Origin of the sequence: Corynebacterium sp. (genome assembly GCF_012838985.1) — a bacterium.
Lineage (GTDB): Bacteria > Actinomycetota > Actinomycetes > Mycobacteriales > Mycobacteriaceae > Corynebacterium.
Genome location: NZ_DUOE01000193.1, coordinates 18,548 through 29,360 on the forward strand (window position 1 = coordinate 18,548; position 10,813 = coordinate 29,360).

The following is a 10,813-nucleotide window of genomic DNA, read 5'->3' on the forward strand; positions in this document are numbered from 1 at the left end:
TGTGGAGGACCTGATCCGGGAGCTGCTGCTCAGCCGCGGCATCGCCGTCACCGAGGGGGAGGCGGAGGTGCTCGCCGAGCGTCACCGGGCGCTCCTGGGCCTCCGCCCGGAGAGCCCGGGGCCGGAGGCGTGGGCCGGTGACTGAGCTGCTTTTCGACGACGCCCTCACCGCCGGCCGTGCCCTCGCCGCCGGTCATCTCACACCCTCGGAACTTGTCGACGCCCAACTCGCCCGCATCGACGCCGTCGATCCGGGGATCGGCGCCTACATCTCAGTGCGCCACGACGCCGCCCGCGCCGAGGCCGCCGTCCTCGGGGAGGAACTGGCGGCGGGGCGTTCCCGGGGGCCGCTGCACGGGGTGCCGGTCGCCCTCAAGGACAGCATCCACGTCAGCGGTGAGGTGACCACGCTCGGGTCCCGCACCCACCGGGATGTCGTGGCGCCCCATGATGCCACGGTGGTGGACCGGCTGCGGGCGGCGGGCTGCGTCATCCTCGGCAAGCTGCAGATGAACGAGTACGCCTGGGGCGTCACCGGCGACAACCCCTGGTACGGGCCGGTCCGCAACCCGCGGGTTCCCGGCACGTCGGCCGGCGGTTCCAGCGGGGGCAGCGCGGCGGCGGTGGCCGGGTACCTGGCCTTCGCGGCGCTGGGGGCGGACGCCGCCGGTTCCATCCGCCTGCCCTCCGCGGTGTGCGGGGGAGTGGGGCTCAAGCCGACGCACGGGCTGGTGCCCACCCACGGTGATGTGCCGCTGACCCCGACGCTCGGCTGCCTCGGGCCGATGACGCGCACCGTGGCGGACAATGCGGCGGTGCTCGGTGCCCTCACCGGACGTAGCTGTGAGCTCAGCGGGGAGCCGCTGGTCATCGGTGTGGAGGAGGACTACTTCCTGGCGGGCGTCGATGATGAGGTGGCGGAGCTGTTCCGGGCGGGTGTCCGGAGGCCCGGGTGGGAGGTGCGCCCCGTGTCCGTTCCTTCGCTTGTCGACGCCCCCTGGGCGACCTCCGTCATCGCCCTGGCGGAGGCCGCGGCGATCCACCACCGCACGCTGCAGGAACGGCCGCAGGACATCTCCCTGCCGGTGCGCCTCAACCTCCAGCTCGGCGAGACCATCGCCGCGGTGGACTACCTCGAGGCACGCCGGGTGCGCGAGGTCATCCGCGCCGACCTCGACCGCGCCCTCACCGACGTCGACGTCATCCTCGCCCCGACCCTGCCCTCGCCGGGGCTCTCCCTGCGCGGGGACCTCACGAGGCTGCTCGTCCCCGCCAACCTCACCGGCCATCCGGCGCTGACGGTGCCGGTCGGGGAGATCGACGGCCGGCCCGTCGGGATGCAGGTCATCGGGCGGCACCACGACGAGGAGACCGTCTACCGCGCCGGGCAGGCCCTCACAACACCCGGAAACTGACCAGCCGCTGCTCAGCGACGCGGCCGGTGAAGGCGTGGGCGCGGCCGCCGGAGACGGCGGTGCCGAAGACCTCGCCGTCGGCACGCAGGTGGAACGTGTCGACGCGCACCGACCCCCGCACCCCCTGCCGCTGCCGCGCCGCGACGTGCAGACGCACCGGCCCGTCGAACTCAGTCGACCGCAGGTGCGGCAGCGGGCGCATGCCGAAGGCGGACTCCAGGGCGATCCGCACGAGCGCCTGCGCGCGGCGCTGTGCCCCTGATGCCCCGGACACCCCGGCTCTGCGGGGCGGGGGTGGGGGAGGGGTGGCGTCGGAAAGCAGGGGGACGGGAGTGAGGACCTTGAGGTGCGTGAGGCCGGGGACGGGGGACAACATGGCTGCTCCAGTGGGTCACCGGGCACGGACGCGGGGTGGGCTGGGTATCATTGTGGCACGTAGTAAGCGAATTGACATGAGGGAGCTAGCGAGTGCGTGGACTGATCGTCGACTTTGTCGGGGTACTGGACGGACCGGAGGAGGACCAGCGGCGCTGGCGTGAGCTCTTCGCCGCGGCGAAGGCCAACGGTGTGTCCACCGCGATCCTCTCGAACGACCCGGGCGGCCCGGGGGCCGAGCACATCCGCGAGTGGGAGTTCAAGGGCATCGTCGACGCTGTCGTGCTCTCCGGTGAGGTCGGCGCCGAGAAGCCGGAGCCGGAGGCCTTCGCCGCCGCAGCCGCCGCGCTCGACCTGCCGATGAACGACTGCGTCCACGTCGACGACTCGATCCTCAACGTGCGTGGTGCCGTCGAGGCGGGCCTGGTGGGCGTGCTGTACCAGGTCTTCGACCGTGCGGTCATCGAGATCTGCTCCATCTTCGACATCGAGGGCGAGTTCTAGGGTGCGCGTCTACCTGCCGGCGACCTTCGCCATGCTGACCGGACTGCACGAGACCGGCGTCATGTCCGCCCGCTCCGGCTGGGGTTTCGCGGCCACCCCCGCGCTGCTGGAGTTCTACACCTCCGGGGACGAGGACGAGATCGGCTACGCCGCCTTCCTCGACGCCGCGGAGGCGTCGCTGCGGCTGCTGGCCATCGGCGATGAGGAGACCTTCCCGTACCGCCGCGTGGTCGTGTCCGTCGACGTGGCCGATGAGGTGGTCACCCTCACGCCGGAGAACGGTGAGTCCGTGGTGTCCCTGAGCCCCGCGCAGATCCGCGTGGAGGACATCGCCGCGATCCACATCGACACCGAGGAGTCGGAGGAGGCGACGAAGGCGGCCATCGCGGCCGTCGACGCCGCGGATCTCGGCGACGAGGACGCGGAACTCACCGTCGGGGACGCCCAGGACAACTTCATGGCGTTCTATGATCCGACGGAGCTTCCTTTTCTCATAGAGCTCCTCTAATTTGTTTCGGTCGGCGATGGACAAGGGGGTTACGTTGACGTAGGCTACGCTGGCGTAACCAACTGACTGAAGGAGGGGCCGATGACCGAATCGCCCGATGGACTCGCACGCTTCCGCGGCATTCTGCGCCGATTCACCACACCGTTGCTGCCCGACGACTACACCGTCCTGGCCAACCCGCTGTGGTCGAAGCGCGAACTACGCGGCAAGATCGAGAGTGTCGAACGCTGCCCGGACGACACCATCCACCTGGTCATCCGCCCCGGCTGGGGCGTGCCCGTCACCTTCGAGGCAGGCCAGTACATCGGCATCGGTCTGCGCGTCGACGGACGCTACACCTGGCGCTCCTACTCCCTGACGAACGTCCCGGACACCCGCGACGGACTGTTCTCCATCACCATCCGCGCCGTGGAGAAGGGCAAGCTCTCCACCCACCTGGTCGGCACCGCCCGCCCGGGCATCAACGTGCGTCTGGCCGCCCCGGCCGGTGACTTCCACCTCACCGACCCGCTGCCGGAGAAGCTGCTGTTCGTCACCGCCGGCTCCGGCGTCACCCCGGTCATCGCCATGCTCCGCAGCATGGAGGGCCGCCGCGACTCCACCGACATCAAGGTCGTCCACTCGGTGCGCAACCGCTCCGACCTCATCTTCGAGGACGTCCTCGAAGAGTACGACGCCCACATCCAGGTCACCTCCGAGGACGGCCGCGTGTCGCCGCAGGTGCTGGAGAAGCTGATCCCCGACTACCGGGAGCGCGTCGTCTACGCCTGTGGCCCGGCCACCATGCTCGATGAGCTGGAGTCCTGGGCCTCCGACAACGACCTCGAGATCCGCGTCGAGCGTTTCACCCTCGACCGCGCCTCCGACGCGAAGGGCGGCACGATCACCTTCGCCAGGTCCAACGTGGAGACCACCGTGGACGGCGCCACCACGATCCTCGAGGCCGGCGAGGCCGCCGGTGTGCAGATGCCCTTCGGCTGCCGCATGGGCATCTGCCAGACCTGCGTCCGTGAGCTCGTCGACGGCCACGTCCACGACCTGCGCACCGGCGACACCAGGGAGCCCGGCTCCCGTATCCGTACCTGCGTCGGCGTCGCCGCCGGCGACGTCACCATCGACGCATAAGGAGAACCCCCATCATGGCCATCGACAACATCAAGGCATACTCCCACCTCAGCGACGAGGACATCCGTGAGATCGGTCGTCGCCTCGACGCGATCAAGGAGGAGTTCGAGGCGGACCTCGGCGAGAAGGACGTCCGCTACATCAAGAGCCTCATCCGCACGCAGCGCTACATGGAGATCGCCGGCCGCGGTGCGCTGCTCTTCTCCGGCTGGCGCCCGGCCTGGCTGGCCGGTGTCGCCCTGCTCTCCCTGTCCAAGATCCTCGAGAACCTCGAGATCGGCCACAACGTCATGCACGGCCAGTGGGACTGGATGAACGACCCGGAGATCCACTCCACCACCTGGGAGTGGGACAACGTCTGCCCCTCCTCCCAGTGGATGCACACCCACAACTTCGCGCACCACAAGTACACGAACATCCTCGGCATGGACACCGACGTCGGCTACGGCGTCCTGCGCGTCACCCGGGACCGCAAGTGGAGCGCGATGCACGCCTTCCAGCCGCTGATCAACGTCACCCTGGCGTCGATGTTCCAGTGGGCCGTCGGTTTCTACGACGTGGAGCTGGGCAAGGTCGCCGCCGGCCGCGCCACCTGGAAGGAGACTGCCCCGAAGTTCTGGGAGACCATGCGCAAGGCCGGCACTCAGGGCCTGCGTGACTACGTGCTGTTCCCGGCCCTGTCCGGCCCGAACTTCATGCACACCGTCACCGCCAACGCGACCGCCAACTTCGCGCGTTCCGTGTGGGCCTACGCCGTCATCTTCTGCGGCCACTTCCCGGATGAGGCGGAGACCTTCACCAAGGAGCAGTGGAAGAACGAGACCCACGACGAGTGGTACCTCCGCCAGATGCTCGGTTCCGCGAACTTCCGCGGTGGCAAGATCCTCACGATCCTGTCCGGCAACCTGAACTACCAGATCGAGCACCACCTCTTCCCGGACATGCCGTCCAACCGCCTGGCGGAGATCGGCACCCGCGTCGAGGCGATCTGCAGGGAGTTCGACCTGCCCTACAACACCGACTCCTTCCCGGCGCAGCTGCTCAAGGTGCAGAAGACCCTGCTCAAGCTGACCCTGCCGAACAAGTTCCTGGCCGCCGACCGTGACAACGCCCCCGAGGTGCGTTCCAACGCGGCGTTCACCAAGTACCCGGAGGTCTCGGAGAAGCTGCACGTCGGCGCCGACGAGTCCGGTCGCCGCGCCGGCCTGCGCACCGGTCTGCCGCTGCTCGCCGAGCTGCGCCCGACGGTCAAGGAGGCCATCCTCAACTTCACCGGCCGCACCCCGGAGTGGCGTAAGAAGGTCGCCGCCGCCGAGGCACAGAAGGCCGTCTAGGTCCTCCGCTCATCGACGCCCCGCCGTCCCCCGTCTCCGGGTGGGCGGCGGGGTTCGTTGTTGTGCGGTGGTGGTGGTGTTACAGCTCCCACTCCTCCTTGGAGCGCAGCGCCTCGAGCAGCTTGCGCACGGCGTCGCGGCGGCGCGCTGACGCGGTGTCCGGGTCGAACTCGTCGAGTGCGCACTCCGGGTCAGCCGGGGGGCCGAGGTGGGTGCAGCCGCGGGGGCAGTCCTCCGCTGCGGCGGCCAGATCATCGAAGACACCGATGACGGTGTCGTCGTCGACGTGGGCCAGACCGAAGGAGCGGATGCCGGGGGTGTCGATGATCCAGCCGCCCTCCTCGAAGGGCAGGCGCAGGGCGACGGACTGGGTGGAGGTGTGGCGGCCCTTGCCCACGCCGGAGACCTCGCCGGTCTCGCGGTAGGCGTCGGGGACGAGGCGGTTGACCAGGGTGGACTTGCCCACGCCGGAGTGGCCGACCAAGGCGGTGACGTGCCCGGCGACGAGGTCGATGACGGGCTCGAGGGGGTCGTCGACACCCGCGATGACGACGGGGACGTCGAGGTCGGCGAACTCGGCGGCGAAGGGCGCCGGGTCGGCGAGGTCGGACTTGGTCAGGCACAGGACGGGCTGCACGTTGCCCACGAACGCGGCGATGAGCGCGCGCTCGACGAAGCCGGAGCGCGGCGGGGGATCGGCGACGGCGGTGACGATGAGCAGCTGCTCCGCGTTGGCCACCACGATCCGCTCATAGGGGTCCGTGTCGTCGGCGGTGCGGCGCAGAACGGAGGTGCGTTCCTCGAGTTTCACGATGCGCGCCAGGGTGCCCTCCCGGCCGGAGGTGTCGCCGACGACGCCGACGCGGTCGCCGACCTCGACGGGGGTGCGGCCCATCTCGCGGGCACGCATGGTGACGATGGGGTCCTCCCGGCCGTCGAGCACCACGCCCCAGCGGCCGCGGTCCTTGGTGACGACCATGCCGAACTCGGCGTCGTCATGCGCGGGCCGGTCCTTGGTGCGCGGACGGGTGCCGCGGCGGGAGGGGCGGATGCGGACGTCGGATTCGTCCCACTGTCGTCTACTCATGAGCCCTACCCACGCGCGACCATGTCCTCCCACATCGTCTCGAAGCCGGGGAGCGTCTTCGCGGTGGTCTGGACGTCCTCGACCTCCACGCCCTCGACGCGCAGGCCGATGATGGCGCCGGCGGTGGCCATGCGGTGGTCGGCGTAGGAGTGCCACACGCCGCCGTGGAGCGGGGCCGGGGTGATGCGCAGGCCGTCGTGCAGCTCCTCGCAGTTGCCGCCGAGGTTGTTGATCTCCGCGGCCAGGGCCGCCAGGCGGTTGGTCTCGTGTCCGCGCAGGTGCGCGATGCCCGTGAGCTCGGACGGGGTGGAGGCGAGGACGGCCAGCGCCGCGACGGTCGGGGTGAGCTCACCGATGTCGGACATGTCGAGGCTGATGCCCTTGAGCACGCCCGACTCCGGGCCGGTGATCTGCAGGTCCTGGCCGGGGCCGGACTCGGCGGTGAGCAGGTCGACGCGGCAGCCCATCGTCTCGAGGATGAGGCGGATCGCGTCGCCCGGCTGGGTGGTCGACAGCGGCCAGTGGCGGACGCGGACGGTGCCCCCGGTGACGGCGGCGGCGGCGAGGAACGGGGTGGCGTTGGACAGGTCCGGCTCGACGTGCCAGGTGCGGCCCTGGATGGGGCCGGGGTGGACCTTCCAGGAGTTCTCGGTGACGTCGACCTTCACGCCCGCCTTGCGGAGCATGTCGACGGTCATCTCGATGTGGGGCAGGGAGGGCAGGCGGCCGCCGACGTGGCGGACCGTGATGCCCTTGGTGAAGCGGGGGCCGGCGAGCAGCAGACCGGAGACGAACTGGGAGGAGCCGGAGGCGTCGATCTCGACGACGCCGCCCTCCGGGGTGCCGTTGCTCCTGACGGTGAAGGGCAGGGAGTCACCCTCGACGGAGACCCCGAGGGTGCGCAGGGCGTCGAGAATGGTGTTCATCGGGCGGACGCGGGCCTGCGGGTCGCCGTCGAAGATGACGGTGCCGGAGGCCATGGCGGCGACGGGCGGGACGAAGCGCATGACGGTGCCGGCGAGGCCGCACTCGACTTCACCACCGTGCAGTGGTCCGGGTTCGACGTGGACGGCTCCGTCGGTGTCGCGGATGCGTACCCCGAGGGTGCGCAGCGCGCCGGCCATGAGGTCGGTGTCGCGGGAGTGCAGCACGTTCTCGATGACCGACGGGTAGTCGGCGAGTGCGGCGAGGATGTAGGCACGGTTGGTGATCGACTTGGATCCGGGGACGTGCTGGGTCCACCTGATCGGTCCTGAAGCAGTGGGCGCAGGCCAAAGGGCAGTCATGGGGTCCATAATAGAGACTATGTGCGGTCGATTCGTTCTGTTCACCTCCGACGAGTCGCTTCTCGACGCCGTCGGCACCCTCCCGGGGGTCACCGAGGTCCACGCGCCGGACGGCACCCCGCCGCCGCGCTACAACCTGGCACCCACCCAGATCGTCCCGCTGGTGCGCCTCGCCCCGCCGCAGGCGCAGGTCGATCCCGCCCGGTGGGGCCTGCTGCCGCACTGGAAGAAGGACGACTCCGGTCCGCCGCTGTTCAACGCCCGCGGTGAGACGGTGGCCACCAAGCCGAGCTTCCGGGACGCGTTCCGCAGCCAGCGGGGGCTCATCCCCATGGACGGCTACTACGAGTGGCACGATGACGGCACCGGCAGGCGGCCGTACTTCGTCTCGCTGGGGGAGGTCATGTGGGTGGCGGCGCTGTGGGCGACCGGCCTGGACCGGCTCTCGACGACCATGGTCACCACCGACTCCCACGGCCCGCTGGAATGGCTGCACAACCGCCTGCCCCGCCTGCTCGCCACCGACGAGATCGGGCAGTGGGTCACGGGCACCCCGGAACAGGCCGCGGAGCTGCTGCACCCCACGCCGCCGGCGTACCTGGAGCGGCTGACGGTGCGGCCCGTGGACAGGGCGGTCGGCAACGTGCGCAACGACTACCCGGAGTTGATCGCCGAGAACTGAGCCCCCGTCAGCCGCGCCAGATCCTGCGGGTCGAGGGCGATGTCGAGGCCACGGCGCCCGCCGGAGACGTACACCCGCGGCTGCGTGACGACGCTCGCGTCAATCACCGTCCGCAACCTCCGTTTCTGCCCCAGGGGCGAGATGCCGCCGGTGACGTAACCGGTCGCACGCTGGGCCTTCGCCGGGTCGGCCAGGGCCACGGACTTCACGCCCAGGGCCGCGGCGGCCTTCTTGAGCGAGAGCTTCCCCGTCACCGGCACGCAGCACACCGCGAGTTCCCGCCCGGTGTCGACGATGAGCGTCTTGAGGATGAGCCCCGGATCCACGTCGAGGGCCGCGGCCGCCTGCTCCCCGAAGTGGTCGGTGCCACCCTCGAAGGTGTGGAGGTGATGGGGGACGGCGGCGTCGACAAGCAGTCGGACGGCGGCGGTGGGCGCGGAGGGGCGTCTGGACACTGATCTACAATGGATCAGAATCGACCTGGAACACAAGAAAGGCGCCGATGTCGGATACTACGGGCACCGAGCTCGCGACCCGCTTCGAGGAGGAGGCACTGCCCCTGCTCGACCAGCTCTACGGCGGCGCCCTGCGCATGACCCGCAACCCCACGGACGCCGAGGACCTCGTCCAGGAGACGTACCTCAAGGCGTTCCGTGCCTTCGACTCCTTCAAGCCGGGCACCAACCTCAAGGCCTGGCTCTACCGGATCATGACGAACACGTACATCAACGTCTACCGGAAGAGGCAGCGTCAGCCCGTCCAGGCACCCACCGAGGAGATCAGCGACTGGCAGCTCTACACCACCAGCTCGCACGACTCCACGGGGCTGGAGTCGGCGGAGGTCGAGGCCCTGAAGAACATGCCCGACGGCAAGATCGCCGAGGCCATGAACCAGCTCTCCGAGGACTACCGCATGGTCGTCTACTACGCCGACGTCGAGGACCTGGCGTACAAGGAGATCGCCGAGATCATGGACACGCCCATCGGCACCGTCATGTCACGACTGCACCGGGGAAGAAAACAGCTCCGCCAGTTGTTGAAGGAAGTGGCGCATGAACAGGGCATCGGCCTCGACCACCCTGACATGGACATCACGACCCCGGAAGCGAGCAAGTAATGAAGGAACCCTGCATCGGCCGTTGCGAGGATATCCAGTCCCAGCTGTGCGCGCTGTTCGACCCCTCCACGACCCCTGAGCAGGCACGGGAGATCCTCAAGGTCATCGCCGAGTGCCCCCACTGCCACGGTCGGCTGAGTTCGGAGCGGGAGATCCGCGCGCTGCTGCAGAAGTGCTGCACCGCGGAGGCGGCGGCCCCGGCGACACTGAGGCAGCGGATCTCGATGCAGATCCGCGAGGTCCGGGTGACGCGGTACCAGGGGTGAGAACAAGAGGAAGGTGCGGTCCCGACCGGGGCCGCACCTTCTTCTCATTCCCGGGCTTCTCACGGGGAGAAAGAAGAAACCGCCCACCGGGCATCATGCTCGGTGGGCGGTCAAGCCGCTTTACATCCTGGTTTAGGAGTTCGGGCGCTTACCGTGGTTCGCGCTCTTCTTGCGACGGGCACGGCGCTTGCTACCACGCTTGCTCATGTGATTCTCCTTGGGTGAGGGGGTTGTCAACTTCCGACAACTCTAGCGCTCAGGCCCGGTCGCGAAAAATTGAGGTCTAGTTTATGAACTTGGTCAGGCTGCGACGCGGGTGCGACGGCCGCGGGAGTTGCGACGCTTCAGAGCGCGACGCTCGTCCTCGGACATGCCGCCCCACACGCCGGCGTCCTGGCCGGTCTCCAGGGCCCACTTCAGGCACTGGGAGGTGACGGGGCAGCGGTTGCAGACGATCTTGGCCTTAGCGATCTGGGTCAGAGCCGGGCCGGAGTTGCCGACCGGGAAGAACAGCTCGGGATCCTCGTCGCGGCAGACGGCTTCGTGGCGCCAATCAGACATGGGTTATTCTCCTTACACAGTTGGAACGCGGGCGAAAAGCGCACACCAGAAACGACGGCCGCAGGGGTGCGGCCGACAGAAAAGTTGCATTCTCCACGATGCCGGGTCCGGGCTCGGGGCCCTCACCTCGTTCATGTGGCGTTAACCCCGTGGTGTGTCGAGGTTAAGGACCGATTAACTGGCCGGTCGTTTTTGCTACCCGAGAATAATGACACGTGAACACAAAGTACGCTAGGGGTAAACGTCAAATTGTGATTGAATTCACACAGTTTTATCCATTGTTAAGGCTGCAAAGTGTCCTGTGTCACTGTTTTGGGGCTCTGTCATCGAGCCGGTGACCTGCATGAACGCTGAAAACCCTGGGAGCACGTTTGGCCTCCGCACGTCAAGTTTCCCGTGTCCCGGATCACTTACCGCCCTGTCAAGGCATGTTCGCGCCCCCGCACCCGCCTCCTGGCATCCGGCCGGCCGGGACCGTCCGTCCGGCGGGCGGACGTATAGAGTAATGAGCCGTGACTGACGTGAATCCCCGCCCCCAGCGTCCTCTGCCGCC

General features: G+C 68.8%; 14 protein-coding genes. 9 read left to right on the forward strand and 5 right to left on the reverse strand.

The window, feature by feature from the left end:
- Position 1 precedes the first annotated feature (1 nt).
- On the forward strand, positions 2-145 hold the full coding sequence (locus GXZ33_RS11050; RefSeq protein WP_291341078.1) for a hypothetical protein: 144 nt from the start codon (positions 2-4) through the stop codon (positions 143-145).
- Positions 138-1,415: an amidase gene (locus tag GXZ33_RS11055; RefSeq protein ID WP_291341079.1), complete on the forward strand. Its 1,278-nt coding sequence runs from the start codon at positions 138-140 to the stop codon at positions 1,413-1,415. The genes GXZ33_RS11050 and GXZ33_RS11055 overlap by 8 nt, the downstream gene beginning before the upstream one ends.
- Here the strand turns inward: GXZ33_RS11055 and GXZ33_RS11060 are convergent.
- Complete coding sequence (locus GXZ33_RS11060; protein ID WP_291341080.1) at positions 1,396-1,791, reverse strand: hypothetical protein; 396 nt, start codon at positions 1,789-1,791, stop codon at positions 1,396-1,398. The genes GXZ33_RS11055 and GXZ33_RS11060 overlap by 20 nt on opposite strands.
- A 92-nt stretch (positions 1,792-1,883) precedes the next feature.
- Between GXZ33_RS11060 and GXZ33_RS11065 the strand changes: the two genes are divergently transcribed.
- The 4 genes from GXZ33_RS11065 to GXZ33_RS11080 all read left to right on the forward strand — a co-directional run bounded on the left by GXZ33_RS11065 (position 1,884) and on the right by GXZ33_RS11080 (position 5,261).
- Complete coding sequence (locus GXZ33_RS11065) at positions 1,884-2,294, forward strand: HAD-IA family hydrolase (protein ID WP_040085090.1); 411 nt, start codon at positions 1,884-1,886, stop codon at positions 2,292-2,294.
- A gap of 1 nt (position 2,295) precedes the next feature.
- On the forward strand, positions 2,296-2,802 hold the full coding sequence (locus GXZ33_RS11070) for a hypothetical protein (RefSeq protein ID WP_291341084.1): 507 nt from the start codon (positions 2,296-2,298) through the stop codon (positions 2,800-2,802).
- An 81-nt stretch (positions 2,803-2,883) separates the two neighbouring features.
- The gene (locus GXZ33_RS11075) at positions 2,884-3,927 is read left to right on the forward strand and encodes a ferredoxin reductase (RefSeq protein ID WP_291341086.1); all 1,044 of its coding nucleotides are present in this window, start codon (positions 2,884-2,886) and stop codon (positions 3,925-3,927) included.
- 14 nt (positions 3,928-3,941) lie between these two features.
- Entirely contained in the window at positions 3,942-5,261 is a 1,320-nt protein-coding gene (locus GXZ33_RS11080; protein ID WP_291341088.1) for an acyl-CoA desaturase, read from the forward strand.
- 79 nt (positions 5,262-5,340) lie between these two features.
- Here the strand turns inward: GXZ33_RS11080 and rsgA are convergent, their stop codons facing one another.
- Both rsgA and aroA read right to left on the reverse strand, forming a co-directional pair.
- Complete coding sequence (gene rsgA, locus GXZ33_RS11085; protein ID WP_291341090.1) at positions 5,341-6,348, reverse strand: ribosome small subunit-dependent GTPase A; 1,008 nt, start codon at positions 6,346-6,348, stop codon at positions 5,341-5,343.
- Between the two features lie 5 nt (positions 6,349-6,353).
- Entirely contained in the window at positions 6,354-7,634 is a 1,281-nt protein-coding gene (gene aroA, locus GXZ33_RS11090) for a 3-phosphoshikimate 1-carboxyvinyltransferase (protein WP_291341092.1), read from the reverse strand.
- Between the two features lie 19 nt (positions 7,635-7,653).
- Here aroA and GXZ33_RS11095 point away from each other — a divergent pair, with 19 nt between their 5' ends.
- The gene (locus GXZ33_RS11095) at positions 7,654-8,316 is read left to right on the forward strand and encodes an SOS response-associated peptidase (RefSeq protein WP_291341094.1); all 663 of its coding nucleotides are present in this window, start codon (positions 7,654-7,656) and stop codon (positions 8,314-8,316) included.
- Here the strand turns inward: GXZ33_RS11095 and ybaK are convergent.
- Positions 8,289-8,771, reverse strand: coding sequence for a Cys-tRNA(Pro) deacylase (ybaK, locus tag GXZ33_RS11100; RefSeq protein ID WP_291341097.1), 483 nt, complete (start codon positions 8,769-8,771; stop codon positions 8,289-8,291). The two genes, GXZ33_RS11095 and ybaK, sit on opposite strands and share 28 nt — an antisense overlap.
- A gap of 47 nt (positions 8,772-8,818) precedes the next feature.
- Between ybaK and GXZ33_RS11105 the strand changes: the two genes are divergently transcribed.
- On the forward strand, positions 8,819-9,433 hold the full coding sequence (locus tag GXZ33_RS11105) for a sigma-70 family RNA polymerase sigma factor (protein ID WP_291341099.1): 615 nt from the start codon (positions 8,819-8,821) through the stop codon (positions 9,431-9,433).
- A complete protein-coding gene (locus tag GXZ33_RS11110; RefSeq protein WP_291341101.1) occupies positions 9,433-9,699 on the forward strand; it encodes an anti-sigma factor in 267 nt (88 codons plus the stop codon). Before GXZ33_RS11105 ends, GXZ33_RS11110 begins: the two co-directional genes overlap by 1 nt.
- Before the next feature lie 300 nt (positions 9,700-9,999).
- Here the strand turns inward: GXZ33_RS11110 and GXZ33_RS11115 are convergent, their stop codons facing one another.
- Positions 10,000-10,260: a WhiB family transcriptional regulator gene (locus tag GXZ33_RS11115; RefSeq protein ID WP_085549597.1), complete on the reverse strand. Its 261-nt coding sequence runs from the start codon at positions 10,258-10,260 to the stop codon at positions 10,000-10,002.
- Positions 10,261-10,813 lie beyond the last annotated feature (553 nt).